14 protein-coding genes and 1 pseudogene are annotated in these 22126 nt (G+C 44.2%); 10 read left to right on the forward strand and 5 right to left on the reverse strand.

The window, feature by feature from the left end; genetic code table 11:
- Positions 1-448 precede the first annotated feature (448 nt).
- The 3 genes and pseudogenes from GPLA_RS22980 to GPLA_RS22985 all read left to right on the forward strand — a co-directional run bounded on the left by GPLA_RS22980 (position 449) and on the right by GPLA_RS22985 (position 1588).
- Positions 449-781 (forward strand): nucleotidyltransferase family protein, encoded by a 333-nt coding sequence (locus GPLA_RS22980; protein WP_051997685.1) that lies wholly within the window; start codon positions 449-451, stop codon positions 779-781.
- Between the two features lie 48 nt (positions 782-829).
- Positions 830-961 (forward strand): annotated as a pseudogene (locus GPLA_RS24350) ((p)ppGpp synthetase); the annotation flags it as partial.
- Between the two features lie 93 nt (positions 962-1054).
- Positions 1055-1588, forward strand: coding sequence for a hypothetical protein (locus tag GPLA_RS22985; protein ID WP_007105683.1), 534 nt, complete (start codon positions 1055-1057; stop codon positions 1586-1588).
- 677 nt (positions 1589-2265) lie between these two features.
- Here GPLA_RS22985 and GPLA_RS14475 read toward each other — a convergent pair.
- The 3 genes from GPLA_RS14475 to sbcD all read right to left on the reverse strand — a co-directional run bounded on the left by GPLA_RS14475 (position 2266) and on the right by sbcD (position 9062).
- Positions 2266-2868 carry a hypothetical protein gene (locus GPLA_RS14475; RefSeq protein ID WP_007105684.1) on the reverse strand — a complete coding sequence of 201 codons (603 nt, stop codon included), beginning with the start codon at positions 2866-2868 and terminating at the stop codon, positions 2266-2268.
- A 1197-nt stretch (positions 2869-4065) separates the two neighbouring features.
- On the reverse strand, positions 4066-7764 hold the full coding sequence (locus GPLA_RS14480) for an AAA family ATPase (RefSeq protein WP_007105686.1): 3699 nt from the start codon (positions 7762-7764) through the stop codon (positions 4066-4068).
- Positions 7764-9062, reverse strand: a complete 1299-nt coding sequence (gene sbcD / locus GPLA_RS14485; RefSeq protein ID WP_040514918.1) for an exonuclease subunit SbcD — start codon at positions 9060-9062, stop codon at positions 7764-7766. Before sbcD ends, GPLA_RS14480 begins: the two co-directional genes overlap by 1 nt.
- 518 nt (positions 9063-9580) lie before the next feature.
- On the opposite strand from sbcD, the gene GPLA_RS14490 reads away from it, so the two are divergent.
- Positions 9581-12112 (forward strand): TonB-dependent receptor plug domain-containing protein, encoded by a 2532-nt coding sequence (locus GPLA_RS14490; protein ID WP_007105689.1) that lies wholly within the window; start codon positions 9581-9583, stop codon positions 12110-12112.
- Positions 12113-12269: 157 nt separating this feature from the next.
- Here GPLA_RS14490 and GPLA_RS14495 read toward each other — a convergent pair whose 3' ends face one another.
- Positions 12270-13112, reverse strand: coding sequence for a DUF2797 domain-containing protein (locus GPLA_RS14495; protein WP_007105690.1), 843 nt, complete (start codon positions 13110-13112; stop codon positions 12270-12272).
- A gap of 406 nt (positions 13113-13518) precedes the next feature.
- Between GPLA_RS14495 and GPLA_RS14500 the strand changes: the two genes are divergently transcribed.
- From GPLA_RS14500 to GPLA_RS14525, 6 genes are all read left to right on the forward strand, one after another.
- Entirely contained in the window at positions 13519-15132 is a 1614-nt protein-coding gene (locus GPLA_RS14500) for an HNH endonuclease signature motif containing protein (RefSeq protein ID WP_007105691.1), read from the forward strand.
- A 134-nt stretch (positions 15133-15266) separates the two neighbouring features.
- Complete coding sequence (locus GPLA_RS14505; protein ID WP_007105692.1) at positions 15267-16298, forward strand: phosphotransferase; 1032 nt, start codon at positions 15267-15269, stop codon at positions 16296-16298.
- Between the two features lie 243 nt (positions 16299-16541).
- On the forward strand, positions 16542-17228 hold the full coding sequence (locus GPLA_RS14510) for a hypothetical protein (RefSeq protein ID WP_007105694.1): 687 nt from the start codon (positions 16542-16544) through the stop codon (positions 17226-17228).
- A gap of 86 nt (positions 17229-17314) precedes the next feature.
- The gene (locus GPLA_RS14515) at positions 17315-18022 is read left to right on the forward strand and encodes a phosphatase PAP2 family protein (RefSeq protein WP_153810572.1); all 708 of its coding nucleotides are present in this window, start codon (positions 17315-17317) and stop codon (positions 18020-18022) included.
- A 42-nt stretch (positions 18023-18064) separates the two neighbouring features.
- Positions 18065-18448, forward strand: coding sequence for a diacylglycerol kinase (locus GPLA_RS14520; RefSeq protein ID WP_007105696.1), 384 nt, complete (start codon positions 18065-18067; stop codon positions 18446-18448).
- Between the two features lie 476 nt (positions 18449-18924).
- Positions 18925-20967, forward strand: a complete 2043-nt coding sequence (locus GPLA_RS14525; RefSeq protein WP_007105698.1) for an EAL domain-containing protein — start codon at positions 18925-18927, stop codon at positions 20965-20967.
- 340 nt (positions 20968-21307) lie between these two features.
- Here the strand turns inward: GPLA_RS14525 and GPLA_RS14530 are convergent.
- Positions 21308-22126, reverse strand: an 819-nt coding sequence (locus GPLA_RS14530) for a phosphoethanolamine transferase (RefSeq protein ID WP_040514920.1), incomplete at its 5' end; no start/stop codon positions are given.

Genomic DNA, 22126 nt, shown 5'->3' on the forward strand with positions numbered 1-22126 from the left:
CGCGTCTTGACTAACACAGGCCGTGAAAACGCGTTCCCGACGCGGCTTTCACTTGAATGACATCCATGTCATTAATCCAGCGTTAGCCTTCAATGCTCGGGGTGACTTGAGTCGGTGAACAAAGCAAAGCATGCTCTTCGTTTACAGAGCTTACGCTTCGCGTTATTCACCGCAATCCAACGGTTGTTTGAAATGTTATGGTTGCGCCTCTCTCTGGTCGTGATAAAAGCGAAAGATTCAAACTTTAAAAGATCTGTAATAATATGCGATTTCGATGAAAATAAGAGGTTAGTGATATTTCATCAAGCATCGAATGCTAGTAAACGATTCTGGAAAATGAGTATTTTCCTTGCCTAGGGGAGCGACAAGAAGTAACTTGGAATTTGGGTGTATTTTTGGAAAACGCAACTCAAAAAATTATCAACGTATTTAGTAAAGGAAGTGTACTGTGGGCGTCATATATTCAGGGAAGCAAGTAACAAGGGCAGGGCAATTTCTTGCTGATAATGACTACACAGACAGAGCTCAATTTGATCATTGTTTCGAAGTTCTTGTTTACTGGAGATCGGAACATTCTACTGCGCTGGAACAAGCGTTTAGCTTATTGCAAGATGTCGTTCATCCCATTGAAAAAAATGCTTTGTTTGCCAAAAGGCTCAAAAGATATGTTTCTATAGTTTCGAAGTTAAGGCGCTTTGAAAGTATGACATTACGAAAAATGCAGGATATAGGAGGATGCCGTGCTGTTGTATCTAGTGAAAAAAAAGTACCGAAAAATTAGTAAGGGAGCTAAGAAAAAAAAGACTATTTTCACTATGATGATAGAAAAATTAGATTTAAAGACTATATCGAGAAGCCGAAAGAAGATGGTTATCGAAGCTATCATATAATTGGTCAGTTTCAATCGGAGGATAAATCACTCAAAAATGTAGAGCTGCAAATCCGAACTTACTTACAACACTACTGGGCTACTGCTCTCGAAATAATAGATCTATTTACTAACCAGTCTCTTAAAACTAATCAAGGAAAAAAGGAGTGGGAAGAGTTTTTTAAGTTGGTTGCGTCGCTTTTTACCGTTCTTGACAACATTCCTAGTTATCATAATCTGGAAGTTACCACGCGTGTGGATACTTTCTTAGAAAAAGCTGGTCAATCAGTTGATGAGGTGGGTCGTCAACTAGAACGATTATCTAAAATTATCAAGAGGCTTGATGTCGCCAAGCTATTTTCATCTTTTGCAAGCTCGCTGAAAATAATTGGTGATGAAATCAAAGACCATGACGAAGCTGGGTATGTTCTCTTGGTAATATACCCTGATGATGATCAGTTAGAGTACACCATATTTGATAATAAGGACTCTAACATTGCTCAGGACAAATATGCTCAACAGGAAAATATCGCGGCATCGACAGATAATAACCAAATAGTAGCTCTGGTATTTACTAGCAGTTTGGAAGATGTAAAAGCTGCTTACCCTAACTTTTTTGCAGATTCATCAAAGTTCATTGAGCATCTAGATACTCTTCTAATTGCTGAGAGAATAATTCAAAAGAGTGTGCTGAAAAGGATAAGTTCAGGTTTTTTTTGAGGGAATTAACAGGACACCCAAGTTAACTGATACAAAATTAACACTCGAAAACAGCTTTAAGTCAGCGGCGTAGCCGTTTCTTTTTTTCTTTTTCAACCGACTTAAGTCACCCCAAGTATCTCGAATTCTTAGTGTGCGCAGCGCATGCTTTGGCTTTTCTACGACTCCAATTTTCCATCTTTTTAATTGGCTTGTCAGATGTCCAGACAGGGACGTCTGGACAAGGCGAAGTGTTTTACAAGGATGTTACCTTTCGCCGTTCTGACATTAAAGTCGATTAAAAATATGGATAAAAAAATTGGTTGGAGATCGGCCTTTCTTGGTGACTTCTTTTGGCTGTTGAAAAGAAGTTACTGGCTCGTAGGGACGAGAGTCATACCCGTCATGGATGACGGTGAGCGAAGCGATTGCTTGGTGTGCGCAGCACATGAATCGTGGCCGAAGGCCACAAATAAGGGCCGGTGTGTCTGAAATTCCTTTGCCTAATACTTAAACGTCTCTGACCCTTTTATTCTCCTTGCGCCACCTAACATACGAGATAATTCGTTAAAACGTAGCAAACCATCTTTTAGATGCCAAAGAATTTTGGAACATACAAGGTCAAACATCGGAACATACACTATGCACCGATGTTTATTCTTTATTTAAAAAGACTCTCACGCGTAAGGCATTAAGTCTTAATCTTCCTTACGGTAAAGACTTATCAAGCATATTGCTAAAAGTAACGTCGCAATTACGCCTGAGCCGCCTGCAACGCCTGAGGGAAGAAAGCCATCACGGCTAAAGGTAATTAATATGCCATTAGCAAACATAGCAACTACACCCGCTAACGCTGTGAGGCCTCCTATTGCTTTACCGCCTTTAGCGATACTTGCCATACCAAAAACAAGTGCAGCTAAGCCCAATAATACTTTCGCGGCATAGTAAATCATGAAAGACAAAGCAACCACGCCACCAATTAACGGTTGTGCCCCTTCTACGCTACCCGCAACTTTGCCAAATGTTGAAAACAAAGTTAGGCCAATACTCACCTGCACAATGTTAATAGCCGCACTAAATGCAATAGCCGACCATCCTAGTTGACAGTTTTTTGCCTGCACCATAGATGTACCGGCAAAAGCAACAAGAACAGTAAATATTAATGCTTCTAGCCCCCATAAAACTTGCCTTGAAAAGTCAACTTCAGCAACATAAAGGGCAGTATAAATAATCTGTGTTATCGCCACCAATAATACTAAAGATGCTGTAATTAGCATGGTGCGTTTGTTCGTAAACTCCATTGTGTACCTCTTATCATTTTAAATTTAACGCCTTCTCATAGCTTTATGTCACTAGATTAGCCTTGTTTTTTTGATAGCTCACCACAAATGAGTAGCGAATGACCGTATCTTGTTACCCGCCTGATACATAACGTATCGATGCTATTATCAGAGTGCAAATCGCTAACATCGTTAGGTGATCTATACGGGGTAGGTTTTTGAAGCAAGATGCTTCATTTACAATATGAAACCTACGAAATCACAGTGATATACAAAGCTATTATCGTGATATCACGCCTTAAAAAAGCGCTTTATGAGCGCAGTAGCTTTGCATACATCCAATAGCTGAGAACTTCTAAGAAGTAGGTTTTATATTGGAAAACATAAGACAGGTAAAGTTACTCAATTCTTTCACCTTACGAGTTTAAAAAGTGGCGAGTTAACAGGGCCCTCATGTTAAATCGTTTCAACCCGAGCTCGAAAACGCCGCGCCTCTAGTGATTCAATTGGTGTTTTTAGTATGCGAAGCGATCGCTTGATGCGCAGCACATGAATCGTAGCCGAAGGTCATAAATAAGTGCAGCGCATGCTTTGGCTTTTTCACGACTCCAATTTTCCATCTTTTTAATTGGCTTGTCAGATGTGCAGACATGGGTGAGCCCGGGGCTTCTAGGAGCAACGCTCCTATCGGGTGAACGATTCGCCATGAATGGTGAAGCTGTAACTCCGTTATGGGGTGAGTTTCCAAGGACGGGTTTAAACTCAGTTTTGTATTATACGTTTTCGAAGAGCTTCGTAAGCGAAGTGCTTTACAGACGATCTGCATGGACGCAGAAAGGTAGATCAACGCAAGAAGCATCGGACTGGCGTCCCAGTTGCCGAGAGGTTACCTTTCGCCGTTCTAGCATTGCAGGCAATTCAAAATAGGGAACAAAAAATTGGTTGGAGATCGGCTTCTTTTATGAAATGTGTCCATGCATTTCACCTTGTGCAGACGACGCTTAGGCCATCCTTCGGATGTTCAAATTCATTCCCGATGAATTTGTGCTTACTTTTCTTAGCTGTTGAAGAAAAGTCAGTTGGACCGCGCGGCGGCCGCTCGAAGATTTCGTTTGAAAAAAGGCATGGAAGCCGCGTGCGAAGCACATACTCTTTACGCGTAGCGCAATCTTAGTCGCGTAGCGATAAATCAGCCCAGCGATTGCCTCACGCGCAGCGCTAAATCACCGCGTACTTGCGATCCAACTCACTCACTCCCAATCCACTTTTCTTAGTCACCGCCAATTGGGCCACAATCCGTTCTTTCATGGCTTCAACATGGCTGATCACGCCAATCATCTTGCCCGAGGCATGTAGATTATCCAGCGCATCTAAGGCGATATCCAAGGTTTCACTGTCCAGGGTGCCAAAGCCTTCATCGAGAAACAGCGAGTCGATACTGGTTTTATGACTGACCAGTTCTGATAAGGCCAGTGCTAACGCGAGGCTGACTAAGAAGCTTTCACCACCGGATAAGGTTTTGGTATCCCGTTGAATGTCCCCCTGCCATGTGTCGATTACGCTAAGGGCCAAACTGGCGTCGGCTTTGCGTTTGAGTAGGTAGCGACCGTGTAAGCGCTCTAGTTGTTTATTGGCCAGATACATTAAATTATCAAGAGTGAGGCCTTGGGCGAACGTGCGGAACTTGTCCCCTTTTTGTGAGCCAATTAACGAATGCAGGTAATGAATATGTTCAAATTCATTTCGCTGTAATTCAATTTGGCTAAATAGACTTTGTTGTTCGCTGCTGCGTTGTTTGTCGAAATTCAATGCTTGGCTGATTTCACCTTCACGCTTGTTCCCCTTGTGTTGCTCTTCGGTAAGGGCATTAAGGGCCTCAATAACCGCATCGCGCGTTTGTTGTTGCCACTGGGTGGTATTGTCGTGTGCTAACAGTGTTTTGACTTGGCTGTTCGCTTGCTCAAGCAGCGCCTGGGATTTGGCTAAGTTGTCATCCAACGTCTGCTTGAATGTTTGTAGTTGCGCTCGGGTGGCTTCATCAAGTAAGGCGGCTTCAAAGGCTTGCTGATCGGCAAAGGGGCTGGCTTGAAACTTGGCTTGCCATTCGTTTTGCCGCGCTTGCAAGCGAGTTTGGCTTTGTTTCAGCTGGGTTTGAGCGTTTTGTACATTCGCTAATTGGGTATTGTGTTCCTGCTCTTTCTGGCGTAATTGCTGCTGAGCGTGTTCATGGCGCGCTTCTAATGTGCGCAGCTTTTCGCTTAATGTCTCGCGCTCTGTTTTAACCGATTTATCAGCAAACAAGCTAAAGCGTTTAGCACTTAGACTCTCAAGTTGTGCGCGTAACGTTTGGCGTTGCTGCTCAATAGTGGTTAGCTGACTCTTTATGTCGCTTGATTGGTTGCGCTGATGCTGTTGGGCGCTGGTGAGCTTGTCTATTTGCACCGTCGATTCATTGCGCTTATTGGCGTGGTGTTCCCACTGCTTGGCGTCTTGTTCTTTGCTCGTTAGCCATTGAAGCAGATTATCTGCCTCGGGTGGGGTATAGCCGTGTTGCTGAATATGCGCTAACAGGCTTTGGCTCAATGAAGTTAACGTCTCACTGGCCTGTTGCATGTCGTTGCTACGATTTTGCACACTGCTTTCTAGGTTTTTCGCTGACTGCTGTGCCAGTAATAAGGCTGAGCTGGCACTTTGACTCTGGCTTTGACTGTGTTGCCATTTTTCTTTGCTGGCTAACATGGTGCGTGACTGGGTTTTGAGCTGGTTTATCTGCTTTTGTAACTGCTGAATTTGCTGGTTGATTTGACTTTCAATGGTAATAAGCGAGTCAGCATTATCAATAGTAAGTTGTTGGTTAGTTTGTTGATCAAGTAACGGGCTTAGGGCTTGGCACATCTCAGGCCATGCTTGGCTTAATTGTGCTTGTTGGGTACTGAGCCAATCGATACGTTGCCTCAGCTCGGTTTCACCGCGCAAGAACGCATCCAGTTTTGCGCGTATTTCTTTACCTTGCTCTTCTAACTGAGCCAGTTCGCTTTCCTGTTGTTGCTTTTGTGTGACGGTATGAGGAATATCCACCGCCGTTTCAGATGCGAGCGGGTGCTCTTTGGCGCCGCACAAAGGGCAGGGGTGTTCATCTTGTAGGGCTGCTCGAAAGTGAATCAATTGCTCTTCTTGGCTGATAAGTTGGCTAAGTAGTTTTACTTGCTGGCTTTTCGCCAAATACTGACGTTTTATGGCTTCTCGCTCATCGGTCAAGGTTTTCTGCTGAGCTAGGTTATCAGCAAGCTGAGCCTGTTTTTCGGTTAACTCTTGGGTTTGTTGTTGCCACTGTTGCTGAGTGTTTTTTAACGTCAATAGTGACGGCGTTAAGCCTTGAACTGTATTAAGCTGCTGTTCTTGAGCGTCAAGCGCGCCATGCTCTTCAAGCTTGGATAACAGCTTGGCTTGTTGCTGATATTCGTTTTCCAATTCACGTGTTTGTTGGTTAATTTTTTCATGTTGCTGCTGGTTAAGCTGAGTGTCTTGCTGGGCTAGGTGTAATTGGTTTTGTTCTTGTTTTACTTTTTCTGCCAGTTGCTGGTAACTCGTTTGTTCTTTTTTAATCTGTTGGGCTTGTAGCTGCCATTGGCCTAAATACTGTTTCAATGCTTCATCAGAGGGACGAGCGGTTAAGTAGTCATTGGCTTGTTTTAACGATTGCTGTTGGCTGTTAATCCCGACCTGAGTGTTTTCAACATCTTGCACAAGCTGTACATGTTTAGTACTCAACTGAGCATGTTGCGCGTTGGTTTGGGTGAGCTGATCTTGGTGTTGACGTATTTCGTTATCTAGGGGAATAACCTCTTCGTTGAGCAAGGTTTCTTGTGCGTAATATGCCGCCTTAGTTGCCTGAAATTCATCACCCACTGCTACACTTTGGGTTTTACTTTGCGCTAAGCTAGCGTCACTTGTTTGCAGTTGCTGCTGGCTTTGGTTCAAGGCCCTTTCATCGTTGATGCACTGGGCTTGAGCGTCGGTTAATAACTCAAACGGCGCTCGCAGCGCTTCGCTTGGGTGGCTGTTGGCCAGTCGTTGTAAGGCCTCTTTTTGTTGTGTTTTTTGTTCTTGCGCTTGTGTCAGTTGCAGCTTAGCTTGCTGTTGTGCACTTTGAGCGGAGTCAAGTTGTTGCCACCAGTTCACATGATCTTGTTTGGCGCTTATCTGTATTCGGCGTTCTTTTTGCTGCCCTTGTAAGCCTTGCTGTTCATCCATGAAAGCTTGTTTTTGCTCTTCGCTGAGCAACTGTACCCCTTTGGCTTGCGCTTCAAGCTCGGCTAACTGTTGTTTTGCTTGGCTGTAATGTTGGTGTACACGTTCAGAGATCAGGCCGTAAATCTCAGTGCCTGTCAGTTCTTCTAATAGCTCGGCGCGCTGTTTTTCATCAGCATTTAAAAATGCCGCAAACTCCCCTTGAGAGAGCATCATGGATTTAGTAAAGCGACCAAAATCAAGCCCGGTGATTTGCTCTATCAGCTCAGACTTTTTCTTAATTTGGCTAGCAAGCACTTTTTCAGTGGCTACTTCACCTAGCTCTACCACCGCAGCTTGTAAATTGCCCTCGGCGTTACCCCGGGAACGGCGCATACTCCAAAACGCGCGATAGGCCACACCTTTCACTTCAAATTCCACTTCGGCGCTGCACTCGGCGGTGCCACGGGTCATGATCTCATTATTATTGGCCGACAAGGCCCCCAAACGTGGGGTCTCGTGATAAAGCGCTAAACAAATCGCATCCAGTAGAGTTGTTTTACCCGCACCGGTAGGGCCTGTGATGGCAAACACGCCATTGTCGGCAAAAGGGGCTTGGCGAAAGTCTATTTTCCACTGGCCTTTTAGGGAGTTTAAATTGCTAAATTGCAGGCTAAGAATTTTCATTATTTAGCCTGCTCATGGCGTACTTCTTCCACTATATTGGCAAACGTTTCACGTATTTGTATTAGGCGTTGTTGCTCTTGCTCCCCTTCGAATGCTTCAAGGGCAAGGCGTTTTTCAAACACATCGAATGGGGTGAGCTCAGCAAGGGTTTCGTTTTTTATTTGCTGTAAGCTTTGCGCGGTTTTATGTCTGGCGCGGCGCAATTGCAGCACTTCAACGTTACGCCCTTCGATTAGGCTTTGAATTTTTTGCTGCAAATCGCTCAAGTAATCTTGCACTTCAACATGGATACACAGCCAAGTGACGGGTTCGTCGCTTGGCTCGGCATCTTTACCTTCACAACTGCCACCGTCACTTCCATCACTGGGGTTATGCATGGGGTAAGCTGCTAGTTGCTGGCTAATACTGTCAATATCCCCTTTTAGCATGGCCATTGGTTGAAAGAGTGGAATATCTAGCGGGGTAATGGTTCGCTGGCCTGTGTGGTCAAATTCTATCAGTACCACTTGCTTTTGTGATTTTAGCTCATCAAAACTCAAGGGAATGGGTGAGCCGCTGTAGCGAATATGCTCAGACTTGGCCACCATCTGCGGGCGATGAATATGCCCCAGCGCAATGTAATCCGCAGGAGGAAAACCATCAGCCGCGAAACCATCTAGGGTCCCAATGTAAATCTCACGTACTGACTCTGACTGGCTGACACCCAATGCGGTTAAGTGACCAGTGGCGACAATGGGGATGTGTTTTTCTGTGCCGTTTGTTATCTGATCTCGACGGGCTGCGGCAAGTTGGTAGATGTTGGCATAGTGGGCTTTTATCGCGTCGCTCAAGGCAAGCTTTTTATCTTCACTGCTTTCGCCTGGGCGAGACTGCAACACATCCCGGGGACGAATAAAGGGAATGGCACATAAAATGGCGCCCACCTCATTATTCCCATCGCTTAGTTCGATAATGTGCTGCTGAGCATCATCACTGGTATTGGCGATGACATGGGTGTGCAAACACGCGAGTAACTGCTTTGACTCGTTCAGGGTAGACACCGAATCATGATTACCCCCTAACACCACTAACGTGCAGGTCAGTTTGCTTAGCTCCACCACAAATTGGTTGTACATTTGCCGAGCATAACTGGGGGGCGTACCCGTATCAAAAATATCACCCGCAACAATCACCGCATCAATTTCATGTGCCTGTATTTGCTTAAGCAACCAGTTTAAGAAGGCTTGATGTTCGTTTTTACGGCTTTTAGTGAAGAAGTTTTGCCCGAGATGCCAATCAGAGGTGTGTAGAATTTTGATACGCCAAGTCCTTACTGGTTTTACATTTAATATACTGCTAATGGCAAGTGTACTGCATCGATGCGGCGCAAAGTAGACGGTGGCTGAAATTCACTGCCTGAACCACCTAAGCATGCTTTTTGCTTCCCCCTTTGCTCAAGCATAACGTGTGTCGCTTGCTTGATTTGGGCTGATCATGACTGTTTACACTAATATTGGTCTGCTTGATCGAAGACGTTGAGGTATTTTGGGCGATATTGGCTCTATTTTTCTGAAAATGCTCGTTTTTCTAAGAGGTTAACCTATTGATTTATCTGGTTTGTTTTTAAGCATTTGGCGGCAAAATTTGTAACGAAATATGTGTAACTGCGCTGGGCAGCGTTTTTCGTGTTAATAGTGTTTACAGCTCAGATTAACTGGGCAACCACATCGACTGTCATAATAACAATAATAAATCGTACTTCTGACCGGACAGAAAGCAATAACAGAAGACGGTGCAGTGTTGAACACCTCACATTGACATTGGGACACGCAACACAATGAAAAAAACACATACATTTAAAGCCAAAGAACAGTGGTTGAAAGTTGCATTGATGATGAGCGCATCATCGGCGATTTTAAGTGGCTCAAACGCTTTCGCCCAACAGCAATCAGTGGAAGCGGCGGACGACTCATTAGAGAAAATCAGCGTTATCGGTTCTCGCCGTTTAGGGCGTACCGTTGAAGACAGTCCAGTCCCTATCGATATTATTGGGGCCGAAGCGTTAAGTACCACGGGACAAACCGAAACCAATATGATTTTAGGCAGTTTGCTGCCGAGTTTTAACTTTCCTCAGCCGTCATTGACCGATGGTACCGACCACGTTCGCCCTGCACAGCTGCGCGGTTTGGCGCCGGATCATACCTTGGTACTGGTTAATGGTAAGCGTCGTCATTCAAATGCATTGCTGAATCTTAATGGTTCGACGGGGCGTGGTTCGTCAGCGGTCGATTTAAATGCCATACCTGCCAATGCGATTGAACGTATCGAAGTGTTGCGCGACGGCGCTGCTGCTCAGTATGGTTCAGACGCTATTGCTGGTGTGATTAACATTGTACTCAAAAGTGCTAGCAGTGGTGGTTCAGCCTCGGTAACTTACGGTGCTAACGTTACGACTATGGACGGAGTGCCGGATTTAAAAGATGTGGGCATAAACGAAGACGGCAATTTAGCCTTCACTGAAGGCGGCGACCGCGAACTCACCGACGGTCAAACAGCGACCATGCGCGCCAATATGGGCTTTGAGTTAGGCGAAGATGGCTTCTTGAATATCTCTGCTGAATTTCGCGACCGAAGTGCCAGTAATCGCTCTGACTACGATAATCGTGAAAACTACGCACGTATCGACGGTGCGTTGGATCCACGAGAACTAACCTGGGATCGTTACAATCATAACTTCGGTAATGGCGACGTTGAAGACATGGCGGTGTTTGTTAATGCTGGCCTGAACTTGAATCCTAATGCAGATCTTTACGCCTTTGGCTCTTACAGTACCCGTGAAGGTGAAGGTGGTGGCTTTTATCGCCGTGCAAGTGACAGCCGTAATATTGAAGCGATATATCCTGATGGTTTCTTACCAATTATCACCTCTGATATAAACGATTTTTCTTTTGCTACCGGTATTAAAGGTGACATGAGTGATTGGAACTACGATGTCTCAGCGGTGTATGGCGAAGATGAATTTCAATTTGGTGTGAAAGACAGCTTAAACACCTCTCTTGGGCCGACTAGCCAAGCGGTATTTGATGCCGGTACGCTGATTTATGACCAACTGACGTTAAACGTTGATCTTAGCCGTGAGGTAGATGTTGCCGGTCTAGACAGTGGGTTGAACGTGGCCGTTGGCGCAGAATATCGCCGTGAAGGTTACGAGATAAAAGCCGGTGAAGAAGCATCCTACATTCAAGGTGAGTTTGCAGGGTCTGCTGGCTCACAAGTCTTCCCTGGTTTTACTCCTGAATCAGCGGGCAGTAATAGCCGTCACAACATCAGTTTGTATGTAGACTTAGAAGCCTATATTACCGAAAACTGGAATGTCACAGTGGCGGCGCGTTACGAAGATTATTCTGATTTCGGCTCAGCGGTAAATGGTAAATTTGCCACCCGTTATACTTTAACCGAAGAAGTTGCGCTTCGTGCGTCAGTATCCACAGGCTTTCGAGCACCGTCTTTACAGCAACAGTATTTCACCTCTATCGCGACTGTGTTCGTGGATGGCGAGCCCACTGAAACCGGTACTTTTGCGCCTGGTAGCAATGTGGCTCAAGCACTGGGCTCACCGGGTCTGGATGCTGAAGACGCGGTGAACTATGGTGTGGGTCTGACTTGGTCACCGGATTCAAATTTCAATTTGTCAGTGGATTATTACAACATCAAAATTGATGATCGTATTGTGCTGTCAAACAACCTATCGGGTGAAGGTATCGAAGCATTGCTTGCAGGCACAGGTGCTAACCGCGCGCGCTTCTTCCTAAATGCGATTGACAGTGAAACGTCGGGTGTGGATATCGTTGCATCATATAACACTGATATTCAAAACTGGGGTGACATTGCCTTTAACGCGGGTTTTAACTACAACAAAAATGAAGTGACTGACATCATTGATCCACCGGCTGCGTTAATAGGCGCTGGGGTTGATCAAAGTAATTTGTTTTCTGACGTTGAGTTGCGTCGTTTTGAAGTGGGCTCACCAAAAACCAAGCTTAACTTGAGCGCCATTTGGAGCATGGACGAGTGGCACGCTACCCTACGCACCACGCGTTACGGTGAAACCCAAGAACCTTCAAGCGACCCGGCAACCAATGAGGTACTACCTGAAAAATGGGTAACCGATTTGGATGTAGGATACGACGTAACAGAAAACCTCACGTTAACCTTAGGGGCAAACAACTTGTTTGATGTTTACCCTGATACCACGCGGGAGTTAGTGGAAGATGTGGGTACCTTCTCACGTTTGTTCCCATACTCTGGTTTCTCGCCGTTTGGTTTCTCTGGTCGCTTCGTTTACGGCAAGGTGTCGGTTACTTTCTAACGATTTTACATTGGCAGCCTTGTTGGCTTGCCAATGGTCATAGAAAGGTACTGAGAGCAACGCCTAATACAAAAATGAATATCGGGGGCAACACACGTTGCCCTCCGATTTTTGCCTTTTTCCCAGCATATTTACATGCCGTGGCGGCGAGACGGGCTTATTCGGGTGTTTCAATCGTTAAATGGTAACCAGAATATTTGCGCATATTGATGACACGATCCCCATCGAGCATCCAGTACTGGCCTTTTAGACCTTGTAACACACCGCTAAACGTTAACTCTTTATCTAGATTGATTGATTTCACTTTTTCTGGATATTGCTCAACTGGGTAGTGTATGTCCACTGCTGGCAGGTCAAGTATATCAATGGCCTGAAAGCCATACTCATCGGTTATTTCGTCTAACTGATCTTCAATTTGCGTGATGAGATCTTCTTTTAATTGCTGTAAATCTGACGTGTCGGGCTGGCTTTTGAGCATGGTGCGCCAATTTGTTTTATCGGCAATAAACTCTTTCATAGCGGTTTCAACCAAGCCGCTGGTTAGACGATTTTGCACACGCATGATGGCCATGGCTTGAGTGGCACCTTGGTCGAGCCAGCGACTGGAAATTTGTTCGCTAACATGGCGGGTGATGCCCACCTTGATGGTGCCTGTGTTGGCGAGATAAACATAATGATCAGACAGGCAATTAGCTTCACCCCAACTAGGCTCCCGGCACGTGCCTGCATCATAATGACAAAGCTCAGGTTTGATAATACAAGTATCACACTGGGCCAGTTTCGTTAGGCAGCGGTAGCAGTAACCTTGGTTGAAGCTCTTCTTGGTTTTTGTTTGGCAATAAATGCAATTGATCAGGTTGTCGAAACTGACTTTAATCTCTTTGCCAAGCAGTGCATTCATATTGATATGTTGCTCGCCAATGGGCAGCTGATATTGGGCAAGATGCTGTGTGTCCGTGGAAACCTGCATTTTACGAATGTTGCCTTGATAAATGGTCATGATGCTCTGGTCCTGTGGAAAATGTATCTAAGCTTGATTGGTAAGTCTTCTCAGCCAAGCTGGTTATTGTGCCAGTTTGCTACGAATATAGCGAAATCAACTTTGGCATTTGTGTCGTGCAGTACTTTTTCCGGGGATATCTTGCAAGTGGCCACTTAGGCACAACGGAGAACTCCATTGGCAACGGGTGCTGGCCGAGAAGCCACTAGCACGACTCTGCCGAAGGATACAAAATAATCTCTCTAATCCCGCTTGCCCTGATGGAGCAAAAATTGACCAAATGGTCTATTGTATGGTAAAAAAATTACCTGGCATTTCTAGTTGTCACTGAAATACCATCAATCTCAGGCAGACTTTGATGGTCAAATTCACATCAATAAAACGATAAACATAAGATGAGAGCAATATGAAAAAAGTAGGCTTAATATTATGTGCTACGCTGTTTGCTAGCCACACTGCGTATGCAAACGTTGAAAATGGCAGCTTTGAAAACTGGACCGCTGGTGCGCCGGAAAGTTGGACAACCATAGACCCGGGGATCAGTCTCACTCAATCAGCCAGCCAAGTAAAAAGTGGCAGTAGCTCGGCAGCAATCAGCGTCAATACAGGCTCCCAGAGCTCTACCGATTTTAGGCAAAGCGTGAACGTTGTTGCCGGACAACCTTATTTGGCCAGTGTATGGGTTCGTCACACTGAAGGCGGTATAAAAGCCCGCCTATATGTGAATGGCTACCGTGATTATTCGACCGCGAGTTTGCTCAATCAATGGCAGCAATTGAGCTACAGTTATACGCCTAGTGTCAGTGGCAGCATTGAAGTGGGTTTGCGTTTTTATGATGAGTCAGGTTTCGATGGTTCAGAAATCGTATACGTGGACGATTTTGAACCCAATAGCGATAGCGGCTCTGCCCCTACTAACTGCAATAGTAACAGCGGAAGCTTCGAGCTAGTCACCGACAATTATGGCAATGAAACGAGCTGGCAAATCACAAACAGCCAATCTGTGGTGGTGGCTTCGGGTAGCGGCTACGCCAATAATACTGGCTATAGTGAGCCACTGTGTTTGGATGACGAAAGTTATGTATTTACCATCAATGATTCCTATGGCGATGGTATATGTTGCAACGTAGGCACGGGCCAATACAGCCTTGTTTTTAACGGTGTTACGCTGGCCACTGGTAGCGATTTTGCTACCAGTGAGTCTTCGAGTTTTACCTTAGGTACAACCTCTGGCGGTGGTAGTGCTGACTTGAGTGCCTATTACGCCAGCGCTCAAGGGCTAACAGGTTATAGCCTGAAATCTTCCTTGTATAATATTATTAAGGGTCATGCCAGCCAAGGTTATGGTGCGCTATGGACCTTTTATAATGCTAATGGGCGAGATGAATATTATGAAAATGATGGCTCAATTCTTGATATTTACTCAGAGAATCCTAGTGGCACGGAAAGCTATACCTATACTGCGGTCAGTGACCAGTGTGGTAATTACGCAGGTGAAGGTAGCTGTTATAACCGCGAACATTCTTTTCCCAGAAGCTGGTTTGGCGGGGCAGTTGAGCCAATGAATTCTGATGTGCACCATATTTTTGCCACGGACGGTTATGTGAACTCTAAGCGCGGTAGCTACCCCTATGGTGTGGTAGGCAGTGCAACGTTTACTTCGACTAACGGCTCTCGTTTGGGCAGTGCCAGTGTTGGTATCGGATTTACTGGCACCGTGTTCGAACCCATTGATGAATTTAAAGGGGATATCGCGCGGGCTTATTTTTATATGGCTACCCGTTACCAAAATGTGATTGGTGGCTGGCAAGGTAACAGCACCTCGTCTAATGCAGTCTTAGATGGAAGTAGTGATCAAGTCTTTGAAAGTTGGACCCTGAATTTATTGAAAAGCTGGCATCAACAAGACCCAGTAAGCCAAAAAGAACTGGACCGTAATGAGGCTGCTTATTCCCATCAAGGTAACCGTAATCCCTTTGTTGATTATCCTCAATTCGTCAGCGAAATATGGGGGCAGTGAGGATTCGTTTTACCCAGTAAATTATTTTGTTTGGTCAATTACGAGGGGCGTTATTCGCCCCTTTTTCAGCTCTATAGCATTTGTTATGCTTGAACAATAAGTTTGAAAAAATTCTAAAAAAGTATAGGAGGAATATGGACACACCGGTCTTACAACAGATTCAGCGCTACTGGGATGATCCTCAGTTGTATCAAGTACAAACGTTGCAAAAGTTGTGGAGTAATTATGGTGAGATTGCTCGCTATTACAGCCCTAAACACGATAAAAATATCATTGTTAAGCATATTAAACCGCCATCTGAGGTGAATCATCCCCGGGGTTGGCACAGTGATGTGGGACATCAGCGTAAAGTTGATTCATATCGAATCGAGGCCGATTTCTATCAATATTATGCTGCTTTTTGTAATGACGACTGTTACGTACCTGATTATATCGCGCTAATTAAAGACTCGGTTCATACTGAGCAGCAAACATTACTGATGGAAGACCTAACATCCAGTGGTTTTAGTCTTACCTTTAACACTGCAAGTGACGCGCACGTTAAGATCGTATTGAACTGGCTCGCGCATTTTCATGGACGCTTTTTACACATCACTACGCCTGAATTGTGGCCTGTGGGAAGTTATTGGTATTTAGCGACCCGCCAAGCTGAATACAACGGGATGCCGGCCGGCCCATTGAAAAATAGTGCTCAACAAATAGATAGCGCACTAAACAGTGCACGCTTTAAAACGCTTTTGCATGGTGACGCTAAGTTAGCGAATTTTTGTTTTAGTGATGATGGGCGTGTGGCGGCCGTGGATTTTCAATATGTTGGCCGCGGCATAGGCATCAAAGACGTGATGTACTTTTTGGGCAGTTGTTTACCTGACGGACAATTGTGGGCAAAACATGATGAGTATATTGACTACTATTTCGCGCAGCTAAAAGGCGTGTTACTTCGCGGTCATGTTACGGAGGCGAATGAGGATAACGTTAATAAGCAGGCTATCGCGGATCTCGTACCTGATAATACGGTTTGGGCAGATGAACTAGAGCAAGAGTGGCGAAAGTTGCTCCCGTTAGCTTGGGCAGATTTTAATCGTTTCCTGCAAGGCTGGAGCCCTGAGCATATTAAAATAAATGACTTTATGCAGGCGCAAACTTCGTTAGCGCTACCAGGGTAACGTTTAACTGCTGGCATGCACATGCCACTCTCATTACGTGATGGTAAATAGTGACACTGTGGGTTATCTCGTTCTTGCGTTTACCCTCAGTGGAGTTATGGAATCCGCTATTGTGATTGAATAACAACGAAAACCAGTACACCATCAAGCAACTTGGTAAGGTGACCATGCTTTTGCTAATCTTTGCTAGTTATGACGTTATGTTACCTCAACTCTTTTCAACCGACTCAAGCCTAGCCAATTATGAATAAATCGCTACTTGTCGCTAATATCCAGCGTGCTTTAAAAGTCAATTTCATTCCCGCGATATGTTTGCAAGTTATCGCTTTAGGGATAGGGTTTAGCTACTTTTATTGGCCAGCGAGCCTGCCAGTATTTAATTTTTTTGGTCATTTAAAAGCACAATATGGCGCCAGCTATGCGGTCGTTTCCACGGCTTTTTTTGGCGGGTTATTACCTTATTTATATTTATTGAGCGCGGGACAGATTAGCTTTAAACCCAAAAGTCAGCTGGTGTTCTATTGCTGCCTGTGGGCAATCATGGGCTGGTTGGTGGATACTTTCTATGGTTTGCAAATTACCTTATTCGGTAAGGATACCGACATTGCCACCCTTATAAAGAAAACCGCATTTGATCAGTTTGTGTTTAGTGCCTTACTGACATGTCCATTTTTGACCTTAAGCTATCAGTTTAAAGATGCGCAATTTAATTTTAAACGTTTTTTGCAGACTCTCGATAGACGACTGCTTTTACTTTATTTACCGACCACGATAGTGACTAATTGGTTGGTTTGGATCCCTGCGGTTTTGCTTATTTATCTTATGCCGCCAGTATTGCAGATCCCTCTTTTTAATCTTGTCTTATGCTTTTTCGTTTTAGTGCTCGCCATGTTGAATTCAGATCCAAAAGTGACTTCCGCCCCCATTTAATCGCTTCGTTAAGTTATCTTCCTAAGTCTGCGTTAATAATTGCCATGTAAACTGGCAGTTGTTGTTTAATTCTTAGGGTTGGTATTTTGGCGCGATCATTTTCATTTGTTTTTTTCTTCGGCCTAGGGCTGCTGCTTATGGTGACCTTGCAACTGAGTGGTATTGATGAATGGTTAGCGACAAAGCTTTACGTTTATACCGGTAATTGGCAGTCGAAAAATAATTGGTGGCTAGACGCAGTTGCCCATAAGGGCGGGCGCTATTTGGTGATCATTGTAATGCTATCGCTCTTAAGTCTGACGATTGTTAGCTATTGGCGCGCTTTGTGGCAACCATGGCAGCGTAAGGTCGGTGCTTATGTGTGCGTGGCGACTTTAAGTGCTATTGGGATCGTGTCATTTTTAAAAGGCGTAACCACGTTACCCTGCCCTTGGGATATACAGGGATTGGGTGGAGATAGACCGCCCGTCTATCTGTACGATATATTTGCTAGCGATTTAGTCACAGGGCATTGTTTTCCCGCGGGTCATGCTTCCGGCGGTTATGCTTTTTTTAGCCTATATTTTGCCGCTAAGGTTTGGCGGCGTAAATCCCCCCAATCGTCATCCAACAATCTATGGTTTTTGCCAGGAGCAGTGCTTGGGGCGATATTTGGCATCGATCAGCAATTGCGCGGCGCACATTTTTTATCTCATGATATTGCCAGTGCCCTTATTTGCTGGGGTGTGTGTGCGTTACTTTATTGGGTGTTTTTCCGCGGCAATCAGCCAGCTCATATAAAGGTTAACGATTGATCTCATAGTGAAACTTTATCTCACATTTATGGCTAGGTATGTATGCATATTCCATCAAATAAGTTAAACGGCACAGGCTTGCGCCGTATTGTAAAAGCGACCGAATGTTCATTTAAAGGATTTAAAGCTGCCTGGTTATATGAATCTGCATTTCGTCAAGAGCTGGTACTGTGTGCCGTATTGTTGCCTTGCTCATTAGTACTTAAGCAGTCTGCTTTGCACTGGTTAGCCTTGATAATGAGTTTGCTGTTTCTGCTATTTGCGGAAATTATTAACTCTGCTTTAGAAGCGCTGGCCGACAGTGTGTCTCTTGAGCACCATCCGCTTATTGGCCGTGCTAAAGACATGGGGTCAGCGGGTGTCTTTATCGCCATGGCCATGGTGGGATTGTTGTGGACAGAAGCGCTTTGGCGGTATCTTGCCTAGGCTGGATACTCAACTTACTTGTTAATCTTCACGTCCCAGCATTCGCTGATACTTGATAGCAGATTTAGATAGGCGAAAAAGTGACCGAGGGGGAGTCGTATCATGCACCAGACTGCTTGGCACCCCGTTGATAGCATTTTTCAGACTCGTTTTCGTATTATCGCGCATCCAAGATAACTTTCATCAATAGCCCTACACAGTAAAAGATAATTATTACCCAACGCAATTTTTAATTACTATACAATGAAGGGTAATTTTATTTGGCGTTAATGGTAGCTGGCCGAACAACCTTTTTTCAAAATTACGACTAAAGAATACTTTATCGCAAATTGCGCAGAGCAAGGTTAGCGTTTATTCTTTGTATACACGTTTAGGATTAATTTCTGAGCCTGATTTGTATATTTAGACGCGATATTGATTATTAAAGATAAAACGGGTTTTATCAACTCTAACCAAGAGGCAGTCAATTTAGTCTTATGATAGTCCATCAAGAAGCCATAAAAGACGCTGTATATCAGCTGTTTGACGAAGTAGATGCGCTTTCTGTGCAAGGATACGATGAAGAGCGCAGGGTGATTTATTGGAATTTGGGCAGTGAGATGCTCTATGGCTACACTGAACAAGAAGCGGTAGGCAAAAAACTAGAAGACCTCATTTTCCCCGAGCATATGCGTGATCCCGTTATCGCTGCCCATAGCAATTGGCTCAAAAAAGGCATTAAAATTCCTGCTGCAGAAATTACCTTGTGCAATAAAAATGGTGGTGATGTCACTGTTTTTTCAAGCCATGTGTTGTTTACCAACGAACGTAACAAGCATGAAATGTATTGTATTGATATTAACTTGGCTGAGGCTAGACAAGCTCAAGCCCAAGCGAAATTGAAAGAAAATATGCTTGAAGCGGTTTTTGAAGCGACGCCGGACTCGTTTTTTCTAATGGAAGAAGACGGCTCTATCATCGACTATCATGCTGGAGACAGCACAACGTCGGAATATGTTGGCAAAACAATTGAAGATTTTTTTCCTGACCATATTGCTAACAAGTTTAAATTTTATACGACCAAAGCAATAACCCAAGAGGGCATATTAAGGTTTGAATATGAATTAGCCATAACCAATGGTATGAGTTACTTTGAAGCACGACTCAGCCACCTGCAAGCGTTTAAGCAAGTGGTGATCATTGTTCGGGATATTACTGAACAATACAAAGCCGCCGAAACAATAAAACAACATGCATATTTTGATAGCTTAACCTTATTACCCACTCGTTTTTTGTCTCTCGATCGTTTATCGCAAATGCTCAAAGAAGCACAAAGAAGCACAGAGAAAGTTGCGTTACTTTTTTTAGATTTGGACGATTTCAAAAAAGTGAATGATTCATTCGGTCATGAAGTTGGCGATAAACTACTTGTCGCAGCCGCGAATAGACTTACGCTTGCATTGCGTAAAGCCGATACGGTAGGTCGATTAGGTGGCGATGAGTTTATTGTGTTGTTACGCTCTTTGGCAGGTAGCAGAGATGTGATTGATATTGTCGAAAATTTACTCAAAATTTTTCGAGAGCCTTTTCAAGTTGATGGTAAAGAACTCATTCTGACATTGAGCATTGGCATTGCGACTTATCCAGAGAACGGTGATTGTACTTCCGATTTGTTGCGTAATGCCGATGCCGCAATGTACCAAGCAAAACTATTAGGGCGTAATACCTATTCTCTGTTCACCAAAGCCATGAATGATACCATGTTGCGCCGTTTTGAAATTGAAGAACAACTGAGTATGGCGCTGGAACGCAATGAATTTGAAGTGTATTACCAGCCCAAAATTGACGTCAAAAATCGTAGCATTATTGGTGCAGAAGCCTTACTTCGCTGGCGTAACCCGTTACTGGGAAATGTGACGCCTGATGAATTTATACCCATCGCTGAACATACGGGGTTAATTGTCCCTATTGGTAAATATGTTGTTAAACAAGCCCTTAGCTTTTTAAATGAGTGGAAAAAAATTCACCGTAAAAATTACACTATGGCGGTGAACCTATCGCCTCGGCAATTCAGAGACAAAGCGCTAATGAGTTTTGTTGAACAATCCCTTAACGATGAAAATATTAAAGCAGGTAGTTTGGAATTCGAAATTACCGAAGGTATATTAATGGACGGCAGTTCTTATATTGATGATGCGTTAAATGAAATCCATAAACTGGGGATCAAGTTGTCGATGGATGACTTCGGAACAGGTTATTCATCATTAAATTATTTGCGCCAATATTCCTTTGATATATTAAAAATTGACCGTAGTTTTATTAAAGGGATTACCTTAAATAAGGCGGATTTTGACTTAGTAAAAGCCACCATAGCGATGGCACATAGTTTAGATCTACTTGTTGTAGCTGAAGGTGTTGAAACTCACGAGCAGTTCACACTATTGGACACCTTAGGCTGCGACCTAATACAAGGTTATTATTTTAGCAAACCGTTACCGGCTAAAAAGCTACTTGATTTTCAAGTCGCTCAAAGCGACTAACAAAATATACGCAGATGAAATTGCTGCAGTATATTTTTTTGAATATGCCTCAATCTTATCTCGTGGTTTTTTGGGGCCATAACCCATGGACTTATTTGTTAGAACTAGGCACTAGTCATTCTTTAATAGGCAACAATGTATACTTTTCTTAGTCATAAAATCGAGAGACTTATATATCAGACCAAGAAGCATGGCAGTCTAACGGTGATCCTGTGGCGACTAGTCTGGTAGAGCAGAGGGGACTGGTGGTTAGGTTGCCGGATTAGTAGCTGTGTGTTGTTGCTCAAAGCTTGAGCCCATGTCACTTAAAAAGCCGCATCTGTCGGTACGACCAAAATATCTACCATATGACCGATTTCCTCTTCAGTAGCGCAGGGGTAGGGCTTAACGCTACGTCTGATTCAACTTCTAAGATGCTTAAAATCGTTTGCGCCAGGGCATCGTGAGAATTTGGTATGTCTTTTAAGGTGCGGGTTTTGGGGATATCTACGTCTGATGACGCACCAGCCCAAACAATTAGAGGCACGTGAATTTGTGCTTCAGGTGCAAACATGTACGGCATGCCGTGCAAATAAACGTTGTTTTCACCTAATGATTCCCCATGATCGCTGACGTAGATCATAGATGTTTCATATTTTGGAGTGTTGTGTTTTAACAAGCTGATGACTTTGGATAAAAAGTAATCCGTGTAAAGGATCGTGTTGTCATAGGCGTTGACGATTTCTTCACTGGTACACATAGATAATTCGCTGGTTTGGCAGGATGGGGTAAATTTCTCGAACTCAACTGGGTAGCGTTTACTGTAAGCTGGGCCGTGGCTGCCCATTTGATGCAGCACGATAAGTACATCTTGTTTTTGCCCATCAATATATTCTTGCAGCCCATCGAGCATACCTTCGTCACGACATTCTTCATCACAGATGGGATTAGTATCAGGGTTTTTGTAGCTCACATACGGCACGCGTTCGGCGACCCCTTTCGAGTCAGAGTTGTTGTCGCGCCAAAGCACGCTGATATCGGCTTTGGCAACAATGTCGAGGATGTTCTCCGTATTTTTACTGCTGTTTACGTCAAAATCATCTTTGCCATCAGTTGAAAACATACAGGGCACAGATATAGCGGTTGAGGTACCACAACTACTGATTTGACTAAACGACAC

Source organism: Paraglaciecola polaris LMG 21857 (assembly GCF_000315055.1).
GTDB classification, from domain to species: domain Bacteria; phylum Pseudomonadota; class Gammaproteobacteria; order Enterobacterales; family Alteromonadaceae; genus Paraglaciecola; species Paraglaciecola polaris.